At 63.3% G+C, this 23,591-nt stretch carries 20 protein-coding genes and 4 pseudogenes; 12 read left to right on the top strand and 12 right to left on the bottom strand.

Features of this window, described 5'->3' with window-relative positions:
* The first annotated feature begins 2 nt into the window (after positions 1-2).
* Positions 3-914, top strand: coding sequence for an SMP-30/gluconolactonase/LRE family protein (locus CO656_RS24980; protein ID WP_037424685.1), 912 nt, complete (start codon positions 3-5; stop codon positions 912-914).
* 350 nt (positions 915-1,264) lie between these two features.
* Here the strand turns inward: CO656_RS24980 and CO656_RS24970 are convergent.
* The 7 genes and pseudogenes from CO656_RS24970 to CO656_RS24935 form a co-directional block, all read right to left on the bottom strand.
* Positions 1,265-1,504 (bottom strand): annotated as a pseudogene (locus CO656_RS24970) (cysteine hydrolase); the annotation flags it as partial.
* Positions 1,505-1,509: 5 nt separating this feature from the next.
* Positions 1,510-1,708: pseudogene (locus CO656_RS31015) on the bottom strand (DUF4334 domain-containing protein); the annotation flags it as partial.
* Between the two features lie 6 nt (positions 1,709-1,714).
* Positions 1,715-1,963, bottom strand: coding sequence for a hypothetical protein (locus CO656_RS24960; RefSeq protein WP_097527524.1), 249 nt, complete (start codon positions 1,961-1,963; stop codon positions 1,715-1,717).
* Positions 1,964-2,046: 83 nt separating this feature from the next.
* Positions 2,047-3,173 (bottom strand): annotated as a pseudogene (locus CO656_RS24955) (aconitase family protein); the annotation flags it as partial.
* 478 nt (positions 3,174-3,651) lie between these two features.
* Positions 3,652-4,536: a GntR family transcriptional regulator gene (locus CO656_RS24950; protein ID WP_097527523.1), complete on the bottom strand. Its 885-nt coding sequence runs from the start codon at positions 4,534-4,536 to the stop codon at positions 3,652-3,654.
* A gap of 559 nt (positions 4,537-5,095) precedes the next feature.
* Positions 5,096-5,599, bottom strand: a complete 504-nt coding sequence (locus CO656_RS24940) for a metallophosphoesterase family protein (RefSeq protein WP_097527522.1) — start codon at positions 5,597-5,599, stop codon at positions 5,096-5,098.
* A 236-nt stretch (positions 5,600-5,835) separates the two neighbouring features.
* Entirely contained in the window at positions 5,836-6,309 is a 474-nt protein-coding gene (locus CO656_RS24935; RefSeq protein ID WP_018236994.1) for an Lrp/AsnC family transcriptional regulator, read from the bottom strand.
* Between the two features lie 279 nt (positions 6,310-6,588).
* Here CO656_RS24935 and CO656_RS24930 point away from each other — a divergent pair, with 279 nt between their 5' ends.
* The 6 genes from CO656_RS24930 (at position 6,589) to CO656_RS24905 (ending at position 12,089) form a co-directional block, all read left to right on the top strand.
* Entirely contained in the window at positions 6,589-7,365 is a 777-nt protein-coding gene (locus CO656_RS24930; RefSeq protein ID WP_097527521.1) for an ABC transporter ATP-binding protein, read from the top strand.
* Positions 7,366-7,403: 38 nt separating this feature from the next.
* On the top strand, positions 7,404-8,171 hold the full coding sequence (locus CO656_RS24925) for a transporter substrate-binding domain-containing protein (RefSeq protein ID WP_097527520.1): 768 nt from the start codon (positions 7,404-7,406) through the stop codon (positions 8,169-8,171).
* 70 nt (positions 8,172-8,241) lie between these two features.
* The gene (locus CO656_RS24920) at positions 8,242-8,964 is read left to right on the top strand and encodes an ABC transporter permease (RefSeq protein WP_097527519.1); all 723 of its coding nucleotides are present in this window, start codon (positions 8,242-8,244) and stop codon (positions 8,962-8,964) included.
* A gap of 9 nt (positions 8,965-8,973) precedes the next feature.
* Entirely contained in the window at positions 8,974-9,663 is a 690-nt protein-coding gene (locus CO656_RS24915) for an ABC transporter permease (RefSeq protein WP_097527518.1), read from the top strand.
* Positions 9,664-9,802: 139 nt separating this feature from the next.
* Entirely contained in the window at positions 9,803-11,077 is a 1,275-nt protein-coding gene (locus CO656_RS24910) for an aminotransferase class V-fold PLP-dependent enzyme (RefSeq protein ID WP_097527517.1), read from the top strand.
* Between the two features lie 103 nt (positions 11,078-11,180).
* Entirely contained in the window at positions 11,181-12,089 is a 909-nt protein-coding gene (locus CO656_RS24905) for a homocysteine S-methyltransferase family protein (protein ID WP_037424666.1), read from the top strand.
* A 142-nt stretch (positions 12,090-12,231) separates the two neighbouring features.
* Here the strand turns inward: CO656_RS24905 and CO656_RS24900 are convergent, their stop codons facing one another.
* Complete coding sequence (locus tag CO656_RS24900; RefSeq protein WP_097527516.1) at positions 12,232-13,674, bottom strand: MFS transporter; 1,443 nt, start codon at positions 13,672-13,674, stop codon at positions 12,232-12,234.
* A 122-nt stretch (positions 13,675-13,796) separates the two neighbouring features.
* On the opposite strand from CO656_RS24900, the gene CO656_RS24895 reads away from it, so the two are divergent.
* Positions 13,797-14,744, top strand: coding sequence for a LysR family transcriptional regulator (locus CO656_RS24895; RefSeq protein ID WP_097527534.1), 948 nt, complete (start codon positions 13,797-13,799; stop codon positions 14,742-14,744).
* A gap of 27 nt (positions 14,745-14,771) precedes the next feature.
* Here CO656_RS24895 and CO656_RS24890 read toward each other — a convergent pair whose 3' ends face one another.
* On the bottom strand, positions 14,772-15,563 hold the full coding sequence (locus CO656_RS24890) for an EAL domain-containing protein (protein WP_097527515.1): 792 nt from the start codon (positions 15,561-15,563) through the stop codon (positions 14,772-14,774).
* Positions 15,564-15,630: 67 nt separating this feature from the next.
* A pseudogene (locus CO656_RS31465) lies at positions 15,631-15,942 on the bottom strand (hypothetical protein); the annotation flags it as partial.
* Between the two features lie 1,025 nt (positions 15,943-16,967).
* On the opposite strand from CO656_RS31465, the gene CO656_RS24880 reads away from it, so the two are divergent.
* Together CO656_RS24880 and CO656_RS24875 are read left to right on the top strand one after the other, a co-directional pair.
* Positions 16,968-18,410: a sensor histidine kinase gene (locus tag CO656_RS24880; protein ID WP_097527513.1), complete on the top strand. Its 1,443-nt coding sequence runs from the start codon at positions 16,968-16,970 to the stop codon at positions 18,408-18,410.
* Positions 18,407-19,060 (top strand): response regulator transcription factor, encoded by a 654-nt coding sequence (locus CO656_RS24875; RefSeq protein ID WP_037424659.1) that lies wholly within the window; start codon positions 18,407-18,409, stop codon positions 19,058-19,060. The genes CO656_RS24880 and CO656_RS24875 overlap by 4 nt, the downstream gene beginning before the upstream one ends.
* On the opposite strand, the gene CO656_RS24870 is transcribed toward CO656_RS24875, so the two are convergent.
* Complete coding sequence (locus CO656_RS24870; RefSeq protein WP_097527512.1) at positions 19,050-19,514, bottom strand: hypothetical protein; 465 nt, start codon at positions 19,512-19,514, stop codon at positions 19,050-19,052. The two genes, CO656_RS24875 and CO656_RS24870, sit on opposite strands and share 11 nt — an antisense overlap.
* 1,105 nt (positions 19,515-20,619) lie before the next feature.
* Between CO656_RS24870 and CO656_RS24860 the strand changes: the two genes are divergently transcribed.
* The gene (locus CO656_RS24860) at positions 20,620-21,711 is read left to right on the top strand and encodes a PHB depolymerase family esterase (protein WP_097527511.1); all 1,092 of its coding nucleotides are present in this window, start codon (positions 20,620-20,622) and stop codon (positions 21,709-21,711) included.
* A 33-nt stretch (positions 21,712-21,744) separates the two neighbouring features.
* Here CO656_RS24860 and CO656_RS24855 read toward each other — a convergent pair whose 3' ends face one another.
* Entirely contained in the window at positions 21,745-22,191 is a 447-nt protein-coding gene (locus tag CO656_RS24855; RefSeq protein WP_097527510.1) for an SRPBCC family protein, read from the bottom strand.
* Positions 22,192-22,426: 235 nt separating this feature from the next.
* Here CO656_RS24855 and CO656_RS24850 point away from each other — a divergent pair, with 235 nt between their 5' ends.
* Positions 22,427-23,485: an adenylate/guanylate cyclase domain-containing protein gene (locus CO656_RS24850; protein ID WP_097527533.1), complete on the top strand. Its 1,059-nt coding sequence runs from the start codon at positions 22,427-22,429 to the stop codon at positions 23,483-23,485.
* The last annotated feature ends 106 nt before the right edge of the window (positions 23,486-23,591 follow it).

Genomic DNA, 23,591 nt, shown 5'->3' with positions numbered 1-23,591 from the left:
ACATGGGAAGGGAACAAATCTACGAGATCGACGATCCGCGCTTCGCCCATCTGATCGTCGGCAGCGCCCGTCTCGATGACCTTTATTCCGGCTGCCGCTGGTCGGAGGGGCCGGTCTGGTTCAGCGATGCCAACCAGCTCGTCTGGAGCGACATCCCGAACCAGCGGATGCTGCGCTGGACGCCGGAAGGCGGAGTCTCTGTCTTCCGGCAGCCCTCGAATTTCGCAAATGGCCACACCCGAGACCGGCAGGGACGCCTGATTTCCTGCGAGCACGGAACGCGCCGCGTCACCCGGACCGAGATCGACGGCTCGATCACGACGCTCGCCGAAAGCTTTGGCGGTCGGCGGCTCAATTCGCCGAACGACGTGGTGGTGCGATCGGACGGCACAATCTGGTTCACCGACCCGACCTACGGCATCCTTTCCGACTATGAGGGCTATCGGGCGGAGCCGGAACAGGAGAGCCGCAATGTCTACCGGCTGGACCCGGAAAACGGCGAGCTCGCCGCGGTCGCCACCGACTTCAACCAGCCGAACGGCCTCGCCTTCTCGCCCGACGAGAGCATCCTCTATGTCGCCGACTCCGGCGCAAGCCATGACGACGCCCTGCCGCGGCATATTCGCGCCTTCGATGTTTTGGACGGACAGCTCGCCAACGGCCGAGTCTTCGCAACGATCGACAAGGGCATCCCCGACGGCATCCGCACGGACACGGGAGGAAATCTCTGGTCGAGCGCCGGCGACGGTGTGCATTGCTTCGCACCGGACGGCGTGCGCATCGGCAAGATTCTCGTGCCGCAAACTGTTGCCAACCTCACCTTCGGCGGTCCCCGCCGGAACCGCCTCTTCATCGCTGCGACGACGTCGCTCTACGCAATCTATGTGACCGCGACGGGCGCGCAGGTACCGTGAGAAGGGGAAGTTCATGGTAGCGGATGAGTTCAACCAGAACGGCGGCAACGACGCCGGCACAGAGGGGCTGGCCATGGCGGGTTGATAAGCCGCGCAAGTCCTCCCGTTCCTCGCCAGCAATTCGGATGCTGCCGGCGACGTGACCAACAACTTATTTTGATCTGAGCCCGATCGAGGTCGTCTGCCTGGCTGTCGAGGCGATGTAGTGACGGTCGAACCGGAGCCTTTGCTGTTCGAGATTGGTGTAGCGCAGCACTTCGAGCGGCCGGCGATATCGATCAGCAGCGCCTCCAGCGGCACCGGCGTGAATACCGGAATGACCTGCGGTTCCTCTGCCGGGCCAGACCTGCTCATGCAGCTAGCGCCCTGCTTCCCAGCGCTTCCTCAACGGTCGCGATACGGGCGAAGCGGCCGGCGAGCACCAGTTCCGTGCGTTTACGAATTGCCGCGGCATCGAAGGTCTCACCCGAGGCATGCGTCATCGGGAATGTCAGCGTCGCTTCAGAGACAAAATCGACATCCCAGCCGAGATCGGAGGCATCTCGCGTGGTGGTCTAGCAGCACTGCTCGGTGCGCAAGCTGCTCGGCAAGGCGATCATCGATACGGGTGGTGAGCGATAAATGATGACCGGCTGCCCGCATTTCGAGGTCCGTCGACGCGCTGGAATTCGAAGAAGTAGATCCGGTCGACATTCCTGATGGTCATCGCTCCAATGATTCTTTCCGCATTGATCCGCCGGAAAATGGTCGACGATCGGCTGGTGGTTATAGACTATGGCCGTGCTCTCGATGCCGCTAGCTCATCCAGCGAAGTAATGTAGATCCAGCTTCTCTTGGTCGACTTCCAGATCGTCATCGTCGACAGCGGCGCCTGCGTCTTCACGGCCGGCAAACAGCTGTTCATCCTCATCGATTGGAGAAGGCGCAACACGCGCGATCTGCTGCAAATCATCCTCGCTCACGCCAGCAACTCGCCTTTCATGGAGATCCAATCGCCGGCGCAGCTCATCGAGGGAAGAAATGTAGACCTGGCGCACCCCTGCCTTCATCGCGAATCCGACCTCGTGGGCATTCTGCGGCCTTCGCACGGCAGAGAAATCAACTTCATCGCCCGGAGCGTCGCGCCGGCGGGGATACGGCCCTGCGGCCGCGCCGGTCCGGCAAGGCTGACCTCGACCGTGGATAGTTCGAGTTCGACGGTGGCGGTGTAGCGCGGGTCGATATGCGGATCGAACCACAGGCCGGTGCGCTTCGCGTGGGCCTTGACGAAGGCGACGTGGTCGCGCGAGCGTCCCGTCATTTCGAGGTATTTGAGCGTCTCGGCGTCGATCGGGAAGTAACCGCTGTTGCCGCCGAACTCCGGCGTCATATTGGCAACGACGGCACGGTCTCCGGCGGTCAGCGTCGACACACCGGGACCGAAGAATTCGACATAGCGGTCCTGCAGGTCGAGCTTGCGCAGCATTTCGGTGACGGTGAGCGCCAGATCGGTCGCCATCACGCCGCTCTGCAATGCTCCGGTGAGTTTCACCCCGACGACCTCCGGGACGCGGAGCGTCACCGGTATGCCGAAGAATACGCTCTCCGCCTCGAGCCCGCAGACGCCCCAGGCAAGCACGCCGATGTCGTTGATCATCGGCTATGGCTGTCGGTGCCGATCAGCGTGTCGGGCATCGCCAAGAGCGCGCCTTCGATGCGCTTGCCGGTCGCGGCGCTGGCGAGCCTCTCGAGATTGAGCGTGTGCATGATCCCGGTACCGGGCGGGTGCACGCTAAAGCCGCTCAGCGTGTTTGTCGCCCATATCATGAAGCGATAGCGCTCGGCGTTGCGCTCGAACTCGCGCGCCATGTTCCTTTCGAGCGAGCCTGCCTGTGCGAAGAAATCGACGCCCACCGAATGATCCGTCGAGACGTCCACCGGTACGACGGGATTGAGAAGAGCGGGATCGCCGCCGGCTTCCGCCAGCGCCGAGCGCATGCCGGCAATGTCGACCAGCGCCGGACCACAGGTGGTGTCGTGCATGAGGACTCGATTGGGGAGAAACGGGATTTCCTGCTCGCTCGTTCCGGTATGGAGCTAGGCCAGGATCGCCTCCTTCGCCCTCGCGGCGTTGTCACCTCCGGTGCGCAGCACGTTCTCCAGAAGAATTCGATGTGTATAGGGCAGGCGCTGCAACGCCTCGCCTGCCTCCGCAGGGAGGTCCACGATCGCATAGTCAACCCGGTCAACGCCGAGATGTGCCAGCTTTGTCTCGGACATTGATTGTCTACCGCTTCGAGAACGTGGGGCCTCTTAAGGTCTTGGCCCGAAATCACATATTGCGATTATAAAATGTAATATGCACGCGCATCGAAAGAAGCACGAACGTCCACCTCTTGCAGCGGCGCCGACATGTTGGCAGGCGGTTCGGAACATACCCGCGAAGAATTCCGTTCATTGCTCATGAAAGGAGTGAATCATGAATCAGATAATCTACCTAGTCGGACTGGTTGTGGTCGTACTCGCCATCTTGGCGTTCTTTGGCTTGGGCTAATAAGCAGGCTCACACCCAAGCGGCCAACCGATTGCCGGCACCGGGCGCAGTCCGCCGATCATGGAAGCCAGAATAGCCTTCGAGGAAAATAATCCTTCTGCCTGCTTCCTCAATTCCTGGCCGATTTAAGGAAGCATGCAGCCGCTTTTGAAGTGCGCTACGGCTTTGCGCGTCTTCAAGCGCGCACAGTTCCGCCACACGTTCTTAGACCTGCGGCGTCTTGATCCGGATCGCACCCATGATGTGCGTGTAGAGAAAGGCCGCCGCCTCTGTCCGGCGACCGGTCTCGACGAGGTCGAGAATGTGCAGGTGCTCGCTCGTCTGCCGGGGCAGCCGGCTCCGGTCGATGTTAATCTGGTACTCGATCAGGCGGCGCAGCCGGTTGACGCGCTTGATTGCATCGAGGAAGAAATCGTTCTGTGAGCAGGCGACGAGCATTTCGTGAAACTCGTTGTTCGCCTTGACGATCTCGGCGCGCGACCAGGTCTCGTAGCCGCCTTCTCCCAAGGCGGTCTGCACGGAGCGCGCCTTCCTGAATTCTTCCTCGTTCGGGCGGAACGTGGGCAAGAGCATCGCCTGCTGCTCGATGACCGCGCGGAAGACGTAGCCCTCCTCGTAGCTCTTGCGCGATGTCAGCGTCTCGCGGAAGGCCCAGCCGTTGCCCGGCAGGCGTTCGATCCAGCCCTCTTCGGCGATCCGGTGGAGCGACTTCAACAGCCGGCTGCGGGCGACGTCGTAGAGGCGCATCAGCTTGTTCTCGCTGACGCGCTCCTCGAGCTTGCCGGCAAGGCGGTCCTCGGCGATGCGGAAATAGAGCGGATCCTCCTCCTCGCGCCGAGGCTCGCCCACGGGTTTCCCTGTCTCGACCTTGGCCGCGTCGATCGTCAGGAAATAGCCGCGGTTCGGTTCCGCCCGCACGATTCCCATCGTCTCGAGCTTCTTCAAGGCGGCATTGACCGGCGCGCGGGAGACGCGAAACGCATCGGCGAGCATTTGACAGGGCAGATGCTCGCCGGCGCGCATCTCGTTCGTCTTCACGAATTCGAGGATGCTTGCCGTGATCTGCGGGGATACGCTTTGTCTTGCCATGGGTCGTCGTAGGGTTCGGTCGCTAGCGCGTTCAACGTCGATTTATGCACTCGCCAACGCGTTTGCAAACGACCTGGACGCTCTTGGCCTCACCCGTCGCCATCATCGCCTCTTGCAGCGAGCGCGCCGCCGAATCCCGCCGCCCGCGCCGGCCGGCGCCGTGATGGTCAGTTCGAGGTCGCTGGCAGCCGAAATGGCCGGATAGAAGGCAGTGCCGCCAAGGCAGCCAGGCAAAGGGCAGTTTTCAGAAGATGACGCATGCGATTGCTCCTCCTGGATGGAAAACGAACGGCGAGCCTACTGGCCGTTACGAGACAACCTGCATTAAATAATTATAAAATGAAATAGTGGAGAAAAACGAGTCAGGGAGGAAATTGCCTCGGGCAAGCTTTGGCAAACCTAGCCGGATAAGTGGCGGGGCGGGTCTCCGCCTATTTCCGGATGCTGCGCGTCGAGCGCGGCGTCACGCTCGTCGAAGGTGTCTACGAGTAACGATGCGCGCCTATCGCCCTCGCAGGGCGACGTCGCCCACGGCGCGCTCGCCTGACATTCACAAGCGCTATGCCTTCACGCGCAGCCGCGGGAGAAGATCGGGCAGGCTGACCGGGCGCAGGTCTCTGGCATCGACGCCCACATCGAACTGCCGCGGCAGCAGCGGTTTCAAACGGCCGTGGGAATGGCCGTGCAGGTTGACCGATTGCTTTCCCATCTGATTCCAGGTCCGAAACGGATAGTGGCAGAGAATGAGCAAGTGCCCGTCGACGGTGAGTTCCGCATAATGCTGGATGCTCTGCCAGCCGCTGGCTTCGACCGTCGCCAGCGAATCGTTGTTGCCGACGATCAGGTGCTTCCTGCCGTTCAGCCGCGTAAGCAAATCTTCAGCAAAGCCCTTTTTCTTCGATGCGAAGTCGCCGAGGTGCCAAATCTCGTCCTCCGGCGAGACGGTGTCGTTCCAGTTGGCAATCAGCGCAGCGTCGTGGTCCGCCAGGCTGGAGAAGGGCCGGCGATCGATGTTGAGCACCCGCGGCTCGCCGAAATGCGTGTCACTCGTGAAATAGATCATCTAGGCAGCTTTCCGGTTAAAGCGTTGCTGCGATCGGAGGCACCCCCCTCTGCCCTGCCGGGCATCTCCCCGCGTGCGTATGCCGAAGTCAACGCACCTGCAAAGTCCATGCATCGATATTCCATGGGCGGGACATTGCCTCTTGCCGATCTCCCCCCGTGTGGGGGAGATGCCCGGCAGGGCAGAGGGGGTACACACCCGTTCTCCCGATTTTCGGCGCTCCACTCTGATCGGCCCTAGTCGGAAGTCACGGGAACGAACATCCCGAGCTTCACATCCTTCAGCACGACATTCGTGTGAATTCGCTTAATCTGAGGATTCTGCGACATGATCTGCGCGGTGATCTCGTCATATTGGGTGACGTCCTGGGCGGTGATGATCGCCACGAGATCCACCGACCCGGTCACGTAATAGACCTGCTGGATGTGATCCTGCTTGTCGACCCAGGTGCGGAATTTCGCGAGCGCATCGTAGTTCTCACGCTCGATCTCCATGCCGGCGATGAAGGTCATCGGATTTCCGGCGACCTTGCGGTCGACGAGGGCGATCTCGGCGGAAATGATGCCGTCCTCGCGCATCCTTTTGAGGCGGCGTTGAACGGCAGACGCCGACAGGCCGATGATGTCGCCGATCGCCTCCGCCTTGAGCTGACAGTCGCGCTGCACGATCTCGAGGATCTTCCGATCGAATTGATCCACTGGCTCCGTCATGGCTTCCCCGAGTTGGTGATTTGCCGCAGCTTTATATCTCATTCGCAGGGGCGTCGCGTCGCTTTGTAGTGAGCAGGCTTTCCGCTTCCAAAACTCTCATGTACAAACGGACGCACTGTCCCAAAGCAAAAATCAAACACAGCGGCTGCGGCAAGTCCGCATTTTTCCTGTGTTTTATGCCGCAAATCCGCATTCCTCCGGCAAGTGTGCGGCAAAGCCGCCGAGCGAGGCAATATTATCGCGGACCAAATAATCACAAAGTCGCCGGGAACAACAGGAATGATGCGAAGCGCCGCCGCCTTGCTGGTGGAAGACGTCCATAAGAGCTATGGGCAGCACCAGGTGCTGAAGGGCGTGTGGGTATCGGCACAAAAAGGCGACGTCATATCGCTGATCGGATCCTCGGGCTCCGGAAAGAGCACCTTCCTGCGCTGCATCAACTTTCTCGAGATCCCCGACCGCGGCCGTTTCGTCTTCGGCGGAGAAGAGGTCCTGATGAAGCCGGGCCGCGAAGGGCGCGCCCATCCCGCCAATTGGCGGCAAATCGAAAGGATCCGCACCGGCCTCGGCATGGTGTTCCAGAGCTTCAACCTTTGGGCCCATAGGACCGTGCTCGAAAATGTCATCGAGGCCCCAATTCATGTGCTGCGGCAGAACCGCAGGGAATCGACCGAACGGGCCGAGGCTCTTCTGTCCAAGGTGGGGCTTTACGACAAACGGCACGCCTATCCGGCGTTCCTGTCGGGCGGCCAGCAGCAGCGCGCCGCGATCGCCCGCGCGCTCTGCGTCGACCCGGCGGTGATGCTGTTCGACGAGCCCACCTCGGCACTCGATCCCGAGCTTGTCGGCGAGGTGCTGAAGGTCATCCGCGACTTGGCGGAAGAAGGGCGGACCATGCTTCTCGTCACGCACGAGATGAAATTCGCCCGCGACGTCTCCAGCCACGTGATGTTCCTCGATGGGGGGCGCGTCGAGGAACAGGGGCCGCCCGCCCAGGTCTTCGGTGCGCCGCTCAGCGCCCGCTGCCGCGAATTCACCGGCAGTCTCGGCCATTGATCCGTTTCCATTCCGACGAAAACAGAAGGGGTAGTCGAATGAAGTTGATGTCCATCCTGATGGCCGGCGTGGCCTTCGCACTTGCAGGTGCGGCCAATGCGGAAGTGCGCTTCGGCATCATGAACGAAGCCTACCCACCCTTCTTCACGAAGGACCCGTCCGGCAAATGGATCGGTTGGGAAATCGAGCTGATGGACGCGGTCTGCGCCGAGATGAAGGAGACCTGCTCCATCGTCGACATGTCCTGGGACGGCCTGATCCCGGGTCTCGAGGCGAAGAAGTTCGACGTCATCTGGTCGTCGATGTCGATCACCCACGAGCGCAAGAAGACGATCGACTTCACCGACAAATATTACAACACCCCGAGCAAGCTGATCGGCGCCAAGGACGGCAAGTTAGGAGCAGCGCCTGACGACGTCGCCGACAAGACGATCGGCATCCAGGTCTCGACGATCCAGTCCGAATATTACAAGAAGTATTTCGCCGACAAGGCAGCGGAACAGACCTATGCGACGCTCGACGAAGCCTTCCAGGACCTGGCTGCCGGGCGGATCGACTATGTCTTCGGCGATGCCATTCCGCTGGCAGAGTTCCTGAAGTCGGACTTCGGCAAGGACTGCTGCGAGGACAAGGGCAACGTCAAGGACGACCCGGCTATCCTCGGAACGGGTATCGGCGGCGGGCTGCGCAAGGACGACACGGCACTGCGCGACAAGCTTAACGCGGCGATCGCCGCCGTCAGGGCGAGCGGCAAATATGCCGAAATCTCCAAGAAGTACTTCGACTTCGATCCCTATGGCGAATGACCGGAAGGGCGATCGGCGCCTGAAGGCGCCAATCGCCCTTTGCCTATGAACTCGATCAGATAGGCCCCGGATGTCGTCCAGCCAATCGCTCCTGGAATTGCTCTCCCCTTATCCGCCCGGCTGGGGAGGCGTGCTGCTTGCCGGCGCGCTCTCCACCGTGCTGATTTCGCTTGGCGCCTATCTCGTCGGCATCGCCATCGGCCTCGTCGGTGCCATCGGCAAGCTGAAGGGCAATCGCCCGGTTCGCTTCGTCCTCGATCTCTATACGACGGCCGTCCGCGCCATCCCGGAACTGATCCTGATCATCGGCCTCTATTATGCGGGAACCGACGGGCTGAACCGCATCCTCTCCGCACTCGGGCTTCCGGCGGTGGAGATCAACGGCTTCGTTGCCGCCGTCGCGGTGCTGGGCATTGTCCAGGGCGCCTATATGACCGAAGTGTTTCGCGGGGCGATCCTCGCCATTCCGGTCGGGCAGATCGAAGCGGCGGCCGCCTTCGGCATGCGGCCGCGGCTGCGCTTCCGCCGCATCGTGCTGCCGGCCCTGATGCCGAATGCGCTGCCGGGTCTAGCCAATCTCTGGATGTCGGTCACCAAGGACAGCGCGTTGATTGCCGTCGTCGGCTATCAGGAACTGGCGCTCGCGACCCGTATCGCCGCCGGCAACACCAAGCACTACTTCCTGTTCTTCCTCGCCTCCGCCGCCCTCTACCTCGCGATAACGCTCATCTCTAACGTCGCGTTCGCGGCGCTCGAGAGCCGCCTCCGGCGCGGCCAGCCGACGACCGCATAGGAGGGGCACGTGGATTTCTCGTGGATCTTTTCCTATTGGCCGCTGCTTGCCGCAGGCGCGGTCCAGACCGTCCTCCTGCTCGTGATTTCGGTCGGCTTCGGCTTCATTCTGGCGATCGGTCTCGCGCTCGCGCAGGTGATCGGCCCGCGCTGGCTCAAGCTCTTCGCTCGCGGCTACTGCACCTGCCTGCGCGGCACGCCGCTGCTGATTCAGCTGTGGCTGCTCTATTACGGCGTCGGCTCGCTGCTGCCGATGATCCCCGGCCTGCGTGCCAGCCTTCTCTGGCCGATCCTGCGCGAAGGTTTCTTCTTTGCGGCGGTGAGCTTCACCCTCAATTATGCGGCCTATGAGGCCGAGGTGCTGCGCGGCGCGCTGCTTGCCGTTCCCAAGGGTGAACTCGAGGCCGGCCGATCCTTCGGCATGTCGTCCTCGACCCTGCTCAGGCGGATCTGGCTGCCGCGCGCCATCCGCATCGCCTTGCCGACAATCGCCGGCGAAGTCGTGCTGCAATTGAAGGCAACGCCTCTCGCTTTCACCGTGACGGTAATGGACCTCTATGCGGTGGCCTACAAGGTGAGGCAGGACACGCTGCTGGTCTACGAGCCGCTGATGGTCGTGACCGTCTTCTATGTCTGCCTGACGCTTATCATCACCCGCGCCTTCAAGGTCGTCGAAGCGCAAGTGCCGGTACGGCGCTAGCATGATGAGCTGCTTGATCGATTTGGCGGCGCCCGAGGTCCTCATCGCGCCTTTTCTCGGCGGATCGGCAGCCGCTGAGCGGCCAAAAACACTCGGAGAACACTAGAGTCGCCGTCGAACGCATCTCGAAAGGTCCTCCATGTCCCTGAATCGATCGAGCACCAAGGCCGTAACGGATCGCCGAAGCCAAGCGAGAGCCCGGCCGCATTCCGACAATCGCCCGCTGCATTGGGAAACCCTGGCGCTCGACGGCGGCTTGGTCATCGATCCGACGACGAAGGCGATCGCCCCCAATATCTCGATGTCGGTCAACAATCTGCTTGCCCCGGGCGACGGCGCCTTTTCGGCCGACGGCGTCGAGGATCTGACGGCGCTGCCATATCTCTACGCGCGCTGGACCAATCCGACGGTGCGGCAGCTCGAGCAGCGCATGGCGGCACTCGAAGGCGCTGACGGCGCGCTCGCCACCGCGAGCGGTCTCGCGGCGATTGCCGCCACCTTCCTGACCTGTCTCAAGGCGGGCGACCACCTGATCATCAGCGATGTCTGCTACGCTGGCGCCAGCGAGCTGGCGCGCCGGATTTTGCCCGACTATGGGATCGAGGTGACCCCCGTGAACATGTCGCGCCTCGACGCAGTCGCGGCGGCCTTCCGGCCCAACACCCGGCTCGTCCACTGCGAAAGCCCCTGCAATCCGATCCTGCGATTGACCGATCTTTCCGCCGTGGCGGCACTCGCGCACCAGCGCGATGCACTCGTTTCGGTCGATTCCACCCTTGCCACGCCGGTCGCGACAAGGCCGCTCGCCTTGGGCGTCGATCTCGTCATCCACTCCCTGACGAAGTTCATCAATGGCCATGGCGACGCGCTCGGCGGAATCGTCTGCGGCCGCAAGGCGCTCGTCGAGAAAATCCGCTCGCGCGCCGGCGTCTATCTCGGCGCCTCGCTTTCGGCCCAGAGCGCCTGGCTGATCATGCGCGGCATCGACACGCTCTTTCCGAGGGTGCGGGCGGTCTCGGATTCGGCGCTGCGGCTTGCCCGTTTCCTTGACGGTCATCCGGCCATCAAAGCGGTCATCTATCCCGGGTTGGCGGCCCATCCGCAGCACGCGCTGGCGAAGCGCCAGATGAATGTTTTTGGCGGCATCCTCACATTCCAGACGGACGACCCGCAGAAAATCGCCGTCCAGTTCGCCGAGCGGCTGCGCGTCGTGCACTACGCCTTCTCGCTCGGCCACCAGCGCAGCATCGCCGTCCTTCTCGACACGAATGAAATGATGAAGTCGACCTACGGCCTGCAAGGGGCGCAGCTCGACGATTACCGCGCCTTCGCCGGCGACGGCGTCTTCCGCCTTTCGGTCGGCCTGGAGTTCGTCGAGGACATGATCGACGACCTCGACCGGGCCCTCCGATGAAGACGCGCAACAAGATCTTGTCCGAACACCCGGGAGCGGCTGACGGCAATTGGGTCGTCGGCGGTCATCCGGCGCTGAACCAGCAAATGGGAGTCGATCATCAATGAGCCAAATACGCATTCTCGACGGCGGCATGAGCCGGGAGCTGATCCGTCTCGGCGCCGAACTCAGGCAGCCGGAATGGTCCGCGCTGGCCCTGATGGAGACGCCGGAGATCGTCGGGAGAGTCCATAGGGAATTTATCGACGCCGGTGCCGACGTGATCACCACCAACAGCTACGCGCTGGTGCCGTTCCACATCGGCGAGGAGCGCTTCCGCTCCGAAGGACGCTCGCTGATCGCACTCGCCGGAAAGCTCGCGAGAGAAGCCGCCGATGACACGACCGATCGGAAAGTCACAGTTGCCGGCTCATTGCCGCCGATCTTCGGCTCCTACGAGCCCGAGCGCTTCGACCCCTCGCGCGTGCAGAACTATCTCAAGGTCCTCGTCGAAGGATTGGCGCCCCATGTCGATGTCTGGCTCGGCGAAACGCTGAGCCTGATTGCCGAAGCGGATGCGGTCCGCACCGCCGTTGCCGCGAGCGGCAAGCCGTTCTGGGTCTCCTTCACCTTGGCCGACGACGCAGAGGCCCTGGCAGGCGACGAGCCAAAGCTTCGATCGGGAGAGGCCGTGGCCGCGGCCGCCGCCTGGGCCGCCAGCTCCGGTGCCGAGGCGCTCCTCTTCAACTGCAGCCGTCCGGAAGTCATGGCGCGCGCCATCGCCGTTGCGGCTCGGACGTTTAGGGAAAGGCAGGCGGATATCGGCATCGGCGTCTATGCCAACGCCTTTGAGGCGGAAGAGGCGGAAGGCGCCGCCAACGAGACGCTCCATCACACCCGCGCCGACCTCACCGCCGACCGTTATTCGTGCTTTGCCTGCGACTGGGTCGAAGCGGGCGCCTCCATCGTCGGCGGCTGCTGCGGCATCGGCGCACGCCACATTCACAACCTGGCACGCAGCCTGAAGGGCTAAGGGGATTGAACGGCGAAAATCGGGAGAGCGGGTGATACCCCTCTGCCCTGCCGGGCAACTCCCCCACAAGGCCCCCACAAGGCCCCCACAAGGCCCCCACAAGGGGGGTGCCGCCGATTGCGGCAACAATTGAACCAGAGGGTTACCCGGCCCCGGCTGACCGGGCCTCTTGAGGTGTTGACCTCATCCCGGCGCGGCTTGCCGCCGCGACGGCCATCGCAATAATGACCAGCACCGTGGCGACGGCGAAAGTGGCGCGCATGCCGGTGGCGGTGGCGGCCGCAGTCTCCCTCGCCGCGGCGAAGGAGAAGACCGCTCCCATCATCGATGCGCCGGTGATCAGCCCGAAATTGCGCGAGAGGTTCAAGAGCCCCGAGACGGTGCCCCGCTGCTCGGGCCGCGCGTCCTTCATCACAGCGGTATTGTTTGCCGCCTGGAACAGCGCGTAGCCGCCGGTGAGAATGACGAGCGGCATGACATAGCCGGCGACGCCGAGCGCTTCCGGAACGAGCGAGAGTGCGAGGCAACCGGCCGTCATGGCGCCAAGACCGGCGGCGGCCATGCGCCACACGCCGAAGCGATCGACGAGCCGCCCCGCCGGAATGCCCGTCAGCGCCGAGACGACCGGTCCGACCGACATCACCAGGCCGACGAGCGCCGCATCAAGCCCCAGACCGCGCGACAGGTAAAACGGCCCCACCACCAGCGTCGCCATCATCACCGTAGCGACCAACATGCTCGTGGCAAGTCCCGAGCGAAACGACGGCTGATGCAGCATCGCGAAATCGACCAAGGGTGACCCCGTCCGAAATTCCACTAATAGAAAGACACACATGCCGAAGACGGCCGCCAGCAGCAGAACCAGGTTGGTCGCCCCGAAGCTGCCGCGCCCGATGGTCATGGCGAGCGCGTAGGCGCCGAGGGTGAAGACGAGGATCAGCGTACCGGCGAGGTCGAAGCCGGGCCGGCACGCCCTTGATGCCGGACGATCCGTCGGCAGTGCGTGGCAGGCAAGAAGCAAAGCCAACAGGCCGATCGGCACCGTGACCAGGAAGATCGCCCGCCAGCCGAAGCCGGCGATCAACGCGCCGCCCAGGGAGGGGCCGAGCGCCGTCCCGATCGCCGACATCGTGCCGAGCAGCCCCATGGCGCTGCCAATCCTTTCCTTCGGGACGACCTCGCCGACCAGGGCCAGGGCAAGCGCCATCATGGCTGCGGCGCCCAACCCCTGCAGGGCTCTCGCCGCGACGAGCCAGGAAAGATGCGGCGCGGCGCCGCACAGGCCGGATGCGATCGTGAACAGGGCGATACCGGCGAGCAGCAGTTTGCGGCGGCCGACGATGTCGCCGAACCGACCGACGCTGATGATCAGCGTGGTGATGACCAACAGATAGGCGAGGACGACCCACTGCACCTCTTGAAACGAGGCGGAGAAGGCGTGGGTCAGGGTGGGCAAGCCAACATTGGCGATGCTCACGCCCAAGGAGGCCAGCAGCATGGAAAGGGAAAGGCTGGTCAGTGTCCAGCGGGCCGAGATCGGCTGCTCCATGCCAGCAGCAACCGTGTCATACGGGTATTTTGTCATCGTCGTTCCTCTCATCGGCGTCGCTCGAGAGGTAAACCGTTGCCGGAGATGGCGGAAGACGCACCATTTGCATTGCATTCATGCATCTGACGCTAGTATCAATTCATGCTATCGTCACCCGCATGTCGCATCCGGACCTCAATCTTCTCGTCACCCTCGATGTGCTGCTTGCCGAAGGAAGCGTCGCCGGCGCTGCCCGAAGGTTGCGGCTGAGCCCCTCCGCCATGAGCCGGCAGCTTGCGCGCTTGCGCGCTACGACCGGCGATCCGCTGTTAGTGCGGGCCGGCCGCGGCCTCGTCCTGACACCCCGCGCGCTCGAATTGCGTGAGCGCGTCGGCCACCTGGTCGAGGAGGCGGAGGCGGCGCTGAGGCCTGCCGACCGTTTGGATCTCGGCCGGCTCGTGCGGACCTTCACGCTTCGCACGAGCGACGGCTTCGTCGAGAATTTCGGGCCGGCCCTGATCTCCAAGGCCGGCGCCGAGGCACCGGGCGTGCGGCTGCGCTTCGTCCCGAAACTCGACAAGGACAGCACGCCGCTACGGGATGGCAGTGTCGACCTGGAGACCGGCGTCGTAGGCGGGAGCCAGAGCCCGGAGATCCGCACGCAGGCCTTGTTCCAGGATCGCTTCGTCGGCGTCGTGCGTGTCGGACACGCGCTCTGCCAGGGCGAGATCACGCCCGCCCGCTATGCCGCCGGGCAGCACGTGCTCGTCGCCCGCCACCGTAGAGATAACGGGCCGATCGATGCCGCTCTGGAGGCGCTCGGTCTCGAACGGGAGATTACCGCAACCGTTGGCGGTTTTTCTCCCGCGCTGGCGCTGGCGAAAAACTCCGACATGATTGCCACCGTCCCCGAGCGCCACACCGGCAACCTTCGTGACGATCTGTTCAGTTTTCCCATTCCGATCCCCATTCCGGAGATCACCGTGTCGATGCTTTGGCATCCACGCCTCGAGGCAGACCCGGGGCATCGTTGGTTGCGGGCGTGCGTCCGGGCAATTTGCGCGAAGCGGCCGACGGACTCGCGGTCGGAAAAGAAGATCGCAAATGTCGCAGGTACCGCCTGCTAATCGAATGTGCTCTCGATCGCTACGGTGCTACGAGCACTGCGGCAGATGCGGCTGGAGCGAGGCTGGGCGAAATCTTCGCTTGAATGCTCGTGCGCTGCGCGAATAGACGGGCGGCAGAGTCGGCTCCGAAAGGAGAAACCCCTGCACATGTGTCGCTCCGGCGCACCTGGCGGCCTCAAGCTGATCGTATGTTTCGATGCCTTCGACAACCACAATCGATGCCGCAAAGGAGGCCAGAGCGACCAGGTCACGCAGGATCGGCGCGGCATCACCCAGGCGGTGCTGCGCAAAACATGCGTCGATTTTCACGAGATCGACCGGGATGGTCGACAGCGCATTGCCGGTCCCGAACCTGTCTATCGCAATTCTATAGCCCATCGCGCGGGCGCTGCCGAGCAAGTTCGCGGCGAAGGGCGTTTTCAGAGGCTGCGTTACCTCAAGAACCATGCGGGTCGCCAAGGCGCTGTGCCGCGAGAGGAGGTCGTGCAACACCATGCAGCTTCGCTCATCGGCTATGATCTCGGCCGAGAGGTCGCAGCCGAGCACGTCCGACGGATGGCAAGCGAGCCATTCAAACGCCAGGTCGAGGAGATCGAGCCCGAAAGCCAGAGCGATCTGCGACGCTCCGGGGAAAGCGGAGAACTCTCCGCGGGTTCTGACCGTACCGTCCGGCTCCACGAATCTCGCGAGGCATTTCGAATAGAGGACCTCGCCTGGATCAGCGACGGCGTTTATCTGTTGCAGGGAAAACCCGATCCGTCCGTGCTGCATCGCCCGCACAGCACCGCAAGTTGCGTCGTCGCGTGTCTGCAAATTCATGGATCAAGCCGCCCCAAACGGATTGCGGACGGATGCCGGCTGCTGCCGGCACCGTCCGAACTCAGGTTTACTCCGCAACACCCAGGTCGTCAGCTGTTTCCGGCAGCGTTTCACGTATCTCGTCGATCTTGCCGAACTCCGGTCCGACGCCGAGTATCTCTTTAGCCTCGGCGAGATCGTCGTCGGTTACGACGCCATCCTTGCTGAAACTCTCGAGTGCCTCGCGAAGCGCTTCGTCGCTCAAGGCCGGATCGGTCGCGATGGCGTCGGAACCGTTCTCAGCCTCGAACTCCGCATAGGCAATCGCATAGTCGGAGATCGCGGCCATCCGCGGGTCGTTGGAGTTGAGATAGGCGTGATAATTCCGGTTCAGCGAACTGAACCCCGAACCGCGCACGGCGCTCTCAAGTTCCTCATCCGGGTCCAACGGATCCGTGTCCGAAAGGTCTGAACTATCCGAGGCGTCCGACGTGTCCAATGTATCCGACGTGTCAGGCAGCGTTTCGCGTATCTGGTCGATCTTGCCGGTTGCTGGCCCGACGCCGAGTATCTCCTTGACCTCGAGAAGGTCGTCGTCGGTCACGACGCCGTCCTTATCGAAGCTTTCGAGTGCTTCGCGGAGCGCCTCGTCGCTCAGGGCAGGATCGGTGGGGATGGCGTCGATGCCGTTCTCAGCTTCGAACTCGGCATAGGCAATCGCATAAGCCGAGATCGCTGCCATGCGTGGATCGTTGGAGTTGAGATAGGCGTGATAGTTCCGGTTCAGAGAACTGAACCCCGAGCCAAGCTTTACCTTTTCAGGTTCAACCGTCTTCGGCTTGCCCGCCGCGACGTGTCCAGACTTCACTGGCTTGGCTGCCTTGATCGTCTTCTTCGACTTGGTCCCGCGCGAAAAGAGCGACTTCAGAGTCTTGTCGCCATGGCTCTTGCCAGACCGCGCTTTGTCCTGCTTGCCACTGCCGGAATGCGACTTGCTCTGGCCGCCGCCATGACCGCCTCCGTTGCCGCCTCCGTTGCCGCCGCCATTGCCACCGCCGTTTCCGCCGCCATTGCCGCCGCCATTGCCGCCCTTGGCAAAAGCAACACCCGAGGCGCCGAAGGTCACGGTTGCAAGAGGAGCGACCGCGATCGCCAGGGCAAGGACGCTCCTTCCGATTGTCTTGGAAATAGCCATAGCCGGCCTCCTTGGTTTCACTTGCCTCATGCTTGGAGGCGTCAGATTTCTTACCAAGGCGACGGTAGCTTGAGCGGGGTCGCGCCACCATGGCTGTCGGACTATTGCGCTGGCTTCTCGGACCTAGGTCTGACAGAACGGGCCACAAAAGGTCCGAGCCACCAGCGCAAACGTGGCGTGCCATTGACCCGCCTATAGGAGACGGTACTTATATCGGCATCAATCGAACGATGTGCCGCCAACGAATCGAGCGGACAGGCCCGAGATTTGTCGTGCGCGCCAAAGACCTGATCACAAGATGGAACGCCCAGCCCCTGGCGAAGCAGTTCCTGATGGCCGGCGGGATCGTCGCCGCCACGGCAATGATCGTGGTGGGCGCGTTCGTCACGAGCCTTATCGAGGACGCCGTCACCCGAAACTCGGCGGCGACGACAGCGCTCTACGTCGACAGCGTGATTGCGCCTCTGCTGCCGGACATGCAGACGACAGAAGTTCTCGACGATACCGTTTCGCGTGCGCTCGACGAGACACTTGGCCAGGGCGCGCTCGGTGGCCGTTTGCTGGCGTTTCGACTTTGGCGGGCGGACGGCACCATCCTCTACGCGAATGAAGAGAGCATGGTCGGAAAACGGTTCGAGCTAAGTCCTGAACTGAAGGCGGCATTCGACGGCGACGTCGTGGCTCAGTTCACGCCGGTAGACGATCTCGATGGCGAGACCGAGCGCGCAGCAAACAAGCCGCTTCTCGAAATCTACAATCCCGTGCTGCAGCCCTGGTCGGGACAGGTGGTCGCCGTCTCCGAGTTTCATGAGATTGCCAATGATTTCGAGCTCAGCCTGGGCCGGGCCAGAATCCAGACGTGGCTGGCCGTTGCGGGCTTTACGCTTGCATTCTTCATCATGCTTTCGGCAATCGTGATGCGCGGCAGCAGGACGATCGACAAGCAGCGCCTCGCCCTCAAGCAGCGCGTCGAGGAACTTTCCGCACTGCTTGAGCAGAATGAGATGCTGCGCGGGCGCTTGCAGCAGGCGTCGCAGCGGGCCACGGCTCTCAACGAACAGATGCTGCGCCGGATCGGTGCGGACCTGCATGATGGCCCCGCTCAACTGCTGGCCTATGCCTCGCTGAGGGTAGATAGCGAGGCGTTGATGAGCACGGCGACCCCGACAGACAAGCGCGAACGCGAGGTCGCCGCCATCAAGGCAAGTCTCGACGAGGCGATGCGTGAGATCCGAACCATATGCAACGGGCTGGTCCTGCCGCAGATCGAAACGGCGAGCCTGCGAGAGATACTCGAGCGCTGTGTCCACGCCCACCGGCAGCGAACCGGCTCGGCTGTGGATTTGTCGCTGTCCCGTCCGCCGGATCACCTTTCCCCCTCGGCGAAGATATGCATATACCGTTTTGTGCAGGAGGCGTTGAACAATGCCTACCGACACGGCGGAGGCGTTGGGCAGCGTGTCGTGCAGAGCATGGACGGCAACAGGGTGCGGATCGAGGTAGCCGATGGCGGGCCCGGTTTCGATCCCGACAAAGTGAGGCCGACGAGCCTCGGGCTTGCCGGTCTGAGAGAGCGGATAGAAAGTCTCGGCGGAACATTTGAACTGAACGGCGCCGCTCCGGGCACGGTTGTCCGGATGTCGCTCGGCATCGAGGAGGTGGGGCAGCTATGACGACTGCGATTCGCGTTGCGGTGATCGACGATCACCCTCTGTTCAGAGAGGGGGTGACGAGGAGTCTATCGGAGCTCGAAGGCTTCGAAATTGTAGCCGAAGGCGGCTCGCGCGACGATGCGCTGAGAATTGCCGAGAACCTGGCGCCCGACGTGATGCTGCTCGATATCTCGATGCCCGGGAGCGGACTCGAGGCGGTGCCGCTTATTCTTCAGATCGCTCCGGCGCAGAAGATCGTCATGCTCACCGTTTCGGAGGCAGGCGACGACGTCAAGGCCGCCCTGCAGGGCGGCGCCAAGGGCTATATCCTCAAGGGGATCGGATCGAGAGCGCTGGCGGATGTCATCCGCGCCGTCGCCTCCGGCGAAAGCTACGTGGCTCCGACACTGTCGGCCAAACTCCTGTCCAACAGCGCACCCCCCTCGGCAAGCAAGTTCGACCTGATCCACGACCTGACCACTCGGGAGCGAGAGGTTCTCAATCTCGTCGCATCAGGAATGAGCAACAAGCAGGTCGCTCGCAAGCTCAATCTGCACGAGAAGACGATCAAGCACCACATGACGCAGATCATGGCAAAGCTAGACGTCGCCAACCGGACCGAGGCGGCGATGGTGCTGCGCGACGCCCTCGACCGCCCGCTCAGTCAATAAGGGATAGCAGCCGCTTCTGGTCAGCCGACGTCGCGCGCCGGTTCACAATGGTGCGCCCGCGGCCGTCTTTCATGATGTAGCGGCCGTTTTTGATTTCTTCGCTTATTCCTTCGACATGGCGAATTTTCAAGATCGAGCCGAAGGTTCCGACCGCCGCACCTTTTACCCTCGCTCCGCTGGAACTGCTGCTCGAACTGCTGCTGTTCGAACCGCCCTTTCCATTGCCGTTACCGCCGCCATTGCCGTTGCCGCCGCCATTGCCGCCACCATTGCCATTGCCGCCGCCATTGCCACCATTCTTGGCGAGGGCGGATTGAAGCGAGAGTTCGAGCGCGGAGTCGGACAGGGTTGCCTTGTAAGGCAGGCCTGCGAAGACGAAGCCGATCGTCACGGTGCACAGGACCGCCACGAACTTTCGTCCGCTGGTCTTGGCATTGCTGCTAAGAAAAATCATTGGCGCACCATTCGCCTGGCAGTGGCTATCAGCATGACGAGCAAAGGCCGGCTTATTGGAGTCGAGCCGATCCGGCGATCTTCGTGCTCGCCTTTCTCGCAATACCTTGCCCACGGCGCAAATCAATCGTCAACCCGCGGCTTGCCTTAACGAGTGTTCTTGGACCTTTCTCACGTCGCGTCTGGACATTCGCCCAGCCCACTTCCGACTAAGGTCTGAAAGAGATCGGCTTGGCCATCGGGCCGCAGCGACAAAGAGAGCCCGCCGGATGGAACCGGCGAGCTCGACCCCCGCGCAGGAAGGGACGGCGCTGCGCGAAGATTTGCGTCAAGAACAGCACTTTCGCCTATAAGTTCCTTTTCTCCTCAGCACTCAGACCTATGCGCGTGCCGATCAGACCAAGGGCCGATGCGCCGTGCGGCGGAAGTCCAGGTCACGACAGGGCCCCGCTCGTTATGGCGCCTTGTCCGCGCTTTCGACCATTGTGACGGCATCAGGTGGATAGACACGGGTTTGCTGGCGGGGCTCCGTGAGCAAATCCCCGACGAACAGATAGGCGCTCAACACAGCGATCATCGCAAGCATCAATGCGACGGGTATTCCGCTGCGGGCTTCTCGTTCCGGATAGGCCGATATTCTGTATCGCATCGCGCATCTCCATTCGTGTGGGACGCGAGGTAAAATCCCCGCCGCGTCAGACCGGCCGGCATTGCCGCTAGCCTTCACGCTCGTGCCAGCCGAGCCGGCACTACCTCAACGGCAGCTATGCGGTTCCATGGTCTTTCGTTCCACTGAAACGTCCTCCTTAGACCTTTGTCATTGGAGACTGGTCCGAAAGACGGGGGCAGATATCCGACCAAGGTCTGGTCAGGAACTGACATCGTCGTTCGTCCGATTACTTCGAGAGCACTGACCAGCGGCTCAGAGCCACAAGCCAACTCGTCGTTCCTCCGAAAAGGAGCCGCCGCCGATCGGTGCCCTTGCCGCTCCGGAGATCTTGAAGGACCTATCACGGATATTTCATTGTGCAGTGCAGCAACTAATTCCGCTAGGCGACGTTATGGCTTGGTGGCGCCCCGGCTGCTGACGCAGGAGATATCCATTCATGAGAACAGTACCCGACACGCTTGCAAGGATCACGCGGCTCAAGTCAGGCAAAGCCGAGCCTGCTCAACTCCGCAACAGGCTTTTCGCGCTTACGAATTTCGGTTCTAACCCCGGAGCACTGAAGGCCAAGTGCTATCTGCCGAAAAGGCTCGCGAAGAAGCCGGCGCTTGTCGTCGTCCTGCACGGCTGCACGCAGATCCCGGCCGACTACGACGCCGGCTCGGGCTGGTCGAAAATGGCCGAGGAGCATGGCTTCGCGCTTCTCTACCCGCAGCAAGTGCGCGACAACAATGGCAATCTCTGTTTCAACTGGTTCCTCCTCGACGACATCGGCCGCGATAAGGGCGAGGCACTCTCCATCCGCCAAATGATCGGAACGATGGTCTCGAGGCACAAGCTTGCCAGCGAAAGGATATACGTCACCGGGCTTTCCGCCGGGGGCGCAATGGCGAATGTTCTGCTCGCAACCTATCCGGACGTCTTTGCCGGCGGGGCGATCATTGCCGGCCTTCCCTATGGAACCGCGTCTACGGTCTCGGGGGCATTCGAGCGGATGCGCGGGCACGGCATTCCGAAGAGCCGGGAGCTGCGCGCCGGCCTTCGCGCCGCCTCGCCCCACACCGGACCCTGGCCGACACTTTCCGTCTGGTACGGGACGGGCGACAGCACCGTTGCCGAAGCGAACGCGCGGGCGATCGTCGAACAATGGCGCGGGGTGCACGACGTAGCTTCGGCTCCGGCCGTCACCGATACCGTCGACGGCCAGACGCGGAAGGTCTGGAGGGACGCCGACGGACGGGACCGCATCGCGCTCTACAGCATCCACGATATGGGGCATGGATTGCCGCTCAACGTGGCGAGCGGCTACGGAAAAAGCGGTCCCTACATGCTTGATGTCGGCATCTCCTCCACCGTGCACATCGCCCAATCCTGGGGGCTGACGCGAAAACCCGCGAGCGGCCGGCGGCGTAAAGCGGCGGCAAAACCAATCTCCGCGCGCGTCATGCCCGCCGATCGCTCGTCGCCACGGGACGACAAGATCCGGAAAGTCATCGATTATGCGCTTCGCGCGGCCGGCTTGAAGCGATAGCCGGCATCCGGCGCATGCGGCAGCGGCAAAACTCTAAGTGCGGCCGTGCCAGGGATCCGGGCCCGGATTGCGTCCGGCCGCGGCCTCGGCCAGCCGGTCGAGATAGTGGGCCCAGCCTTCCGCATGGCCGGCACATTGCTCGGAACTGGGCAGGCCCGAATGGGTCAGGCGCAGCAGCGTTCCGTCCGGCTGTTCGATCAGGTCGATCTCTACGAGGCTCGATCCCGGCGGCACGACCTCGCTGCCCTCCCAGCCGAAGCTGTAGGCGAGCCGGTGGACCGGCACCACTTCGCGGAAGGATCCGCGGGCGAAGCGGGCCCCGGTTACGTTGACGAGATAAAGTCCCTCGGGCTGCGGCTCGATCTCCGCCTCGGTGCCCATCCAGCGCAGGATCTTCTCCGGGTCGGTCAGCAGTGCAAAGACGGCGGCGGGCGGCGCGGCAATGTGCGTCTCACGGCGGACGACGAGGGTCTCTTGCATCGGTCTCCCCCATGGTTGCCCACCTGCAGCATGGATCGGCAGGCGGGATCGGGACCGTGCCAATGATAGCTCCGCGGCGCCGCATGCGCCACCATCAACGCGCCACGCGCGGGCAGGCGCCCGCGACGAGCATAAGGGATGGACCTGCAATTGATTTTTCTCCTACCAGTTCGCTCCAGGCGACAATTTGGAGACGCGGATGACAGGCCGCCTCTCCTGGCGCTATGCTTCCCGCATGGACCTGCCCGCACCCCTCGGCTGGCTGCTGGACGAGGCCGGCGCCTCGCCCGGCCCCGACCGTTTCCTCGCAGAGCTCGGCAGCCGGCTCCTGGCCGAACGTCTTCCCTTGGCCGGCGGCGCCCTGACGCTCGCGGTGCCGCATCCGATCATCGCCCGCCGCACCTGGCTGTGGCGCGCGGAGACGGGGGCGGTGATCGAATCTTTAGGCTTCGCCGGCGGCCCGCCGAGCCATGCCGAGCGCGACTGGCTGGCCGGACTCGGTCCGGTTCTGGAGGACACGGTCGGAGCGGCGCCCGACAAACCGGTGCTCGCCTGGGCCGGGATACGCGGCTTCGACCCGGCCGAGGCGAGCCGGCTGCGCCAGGCGGCCCGCTTTGCCGCGGCGCCACTGGCAGCGCTTGCCGAGCGGGCTGCGCTGTCGGCGCTGCTCGAGGCCTATCTCGGCCGCCGCAGTGCCGCACGGGTCCGGGCCGGCGCACTGACCCGCGGCACCGGCGAGACCATCCGCGCCGTACTGCTCTATGCGGATCTGCGCAATTTCACCGCGCTCTCCGAGGCAACCCCGCCCGCCGAGATGATCGCGTCGCTCGACGCCTGGTTCGACCGCGTCGCCGGGGCGATCCACGCCTTCGGTGGCGAGGTGTTGAAGTTCATCGGCGATGGCCTGCTGGCGATCTTCCCTGTGACCGGTTCGGCAGCCGAGGCCTGCGAGGCGGCCCTTCGCGCCGTCGTCGCCGCCCGCGCCGGCATGGCGCATCTTGACGCCGCGCGCCAGGCCCAGGGGCTGCCGCCGCTCCCCTTCGGTACGGCACTGCATTTCGGCGACGTCCTCTGGGGCAATATCGGCGCCGTCGACCGGCTGGATTTCACCGCTATCGGCCCCGCCGTCAACCTCGTCAGCCGCCTCGAGGGCCTCTGCCGCCCGCTCGGCCGCTCGGTCCTGATCTCCGGCGCCGTCGCCGAGGAAACCTCAAGCCCGCTGCTGCCACTCGGCGACCACGAGCTCCGCGGCATCGCCGCGCCCTGCGCCGTGTTTACGCTGGCGGAGGGGTGATCGGGGACGTCGTCCGTCGCCCTCCCCGCCACCGGTGGCGCACCGAGGCACGGCAGCGCGAGCGTCGAACGCGCAGTTCGTAGCGAAGACGTCGCCCCAATCCGCA

It is taken from the genome of Sinorhizobium sp. FG01 (assembly GCF_002531875.1).
Taxonomy (GTDB): Bacteria; Pseudomonadota; Alphaproteobacteria; order Rhizobiales; family Rhizobiaceae; genus Sinorhizobium; species Sinorhizobium fredii_C.
Note: the sequence above shows the minus strand (reverse complement) of the source record. Positions and strands in the feature narration are given on the sequence as shown.

Excerpts from the sequence above, each read along its gene's own strand:
- CO656_RS24950 (WP_097527523.1), bottom strand. The coding sequence starts at position 4,536 with ATGGCAAGACAAAGCGTATCCCCGCAGATCACGGCAAGCATCCTCGAA.
- CO656_RS24875 (WP_037424659.1), top strand. The coding sequence starts at position 18,407 with ATGACGACTGCGATTCGCGTTGCGGTGATCGACGATCACCCTCTGTTC.
- CO656_RS24895 (WP_097527534.1), top strand. The coding sequence starts at position 13,797 with ATGTCGCATCCGGACCTCAATCTTCTCGTCACCCTCGATGTGCTGCTT.
- CO656_RS24890 (WP_097527515.1), bottom strand. The coding sequence starts at position 15,563 with ATGAATTTGCAGACACGCGACGACGCAACTTGCGGTGCTGTGCGGGCG.
- CO656_RS24930 (WP_097527521.1), top strand. The coding sequence starts at position 6,589 with ATGATGCGAAGCGCCGCCGCCTTGCTGGTGGAAGACGTCCATAAGAGC.
- CO656_RS24855 (WP_097527510.1), bottom strand. The coding sequence starts at position 22,191 with ATGCAAGAGACCCTCGTCGTCCGCCGTGAGACGCACATTGCCGCGCCG.
- CO656_RS24920 (WP_097527519.1), top strand. The coding sequence starts at position 8,242 with ATGTCGTCCAGCCAATCGCTCCTGGAATTGCTCTCCCCTTATCCGCCC.
- CO656_RS24870 (WP_097527512.1), bottom strand. The coding sequence starts at position 19,514 with ATGATTTTTCTTAGCAGCAATGCCAAGACCAGCGGACGAAAGTTCGTG.
- CO656_RS24850 (WP_097527533.1), top strand. The coding sequence starts at position 22,427 with ATGGACCTGCCCGCACCCCTCGGCTGGCTGCTGGACGAGGCCGGCGCC.
- CO656_RS24905 (WP_037424666.1), top strand. The coding sequence starts at position 11,181 with ATGAGCCAAATACGCATTCTCGACGGCGGCATGAGCCGGGAGCTGATC.
- CO656_RS24925 (WP_097527520.1), top strand. The coding sequence starts at position 7,404 with ATGAAGTTGATGTCCATCCTGATGGCCGGCGTGGCCTTCGCACTTGCA.
- CO656_RS24880 (WP_097527513.1), top strand. The coding sequence starts at position 16,968 with ATGTGCCGCCAACGAATCGAGCGGACAGGCCCGAGATTTGTCGTGCGC.
- CO656_RS24900 (WP_097527516.1), bottom strand. The coding sequence starts at position 13,674 with ATGACAAAATACCCGTATGACACGGTTGCTGCTGGCATGGAGCAGCCG.
- CO656_RS24960 (WP_097527524.1), bottom strand. The coding sequence starts at position 1,963 with ATGAAGGCAGGGGTGCGCCAGGTCTACATTTCTTCCCTCGATGAGCTG.
- CO656_RS24860 (WP_097527511.1), top strand. The coding sequence starts at position 20,620 with ATGAGAACAGTACCCGACACGCTTGCAAGGATCACGCGGCTCAAGTCA.
- CO656_RS24940 (WP_097527522.1), bottom strand. The coding sequence starts at position 5,599 with ATGATCTATTTCACGAGTGACACGCATTTCGGCGAGCCGCGGGTGCTC.
- CO656_RS24935 (WP_018236994.1), bottom strand. The coding sequence starts at position 6,309 with ATGACGGAGCCAGTGGATCAATTCGATCGGAAGATCCTCGAGATCGTG.
- CO656_RS24910 (WP_097527517.1), top strand. The coding sequence starts at position 9,803 with ATGTCCCTGAATCGATCGAGCACCAAGGCCGTAACGGATCGCCGAAGC.
- CO656_RS24980 (WP_037424685.1), top strand. The coding sequence starts at position 3 with ATGGGAAGGGAACAAATCTACGAGATCGACGATCCGCGCTTCGCCCAT.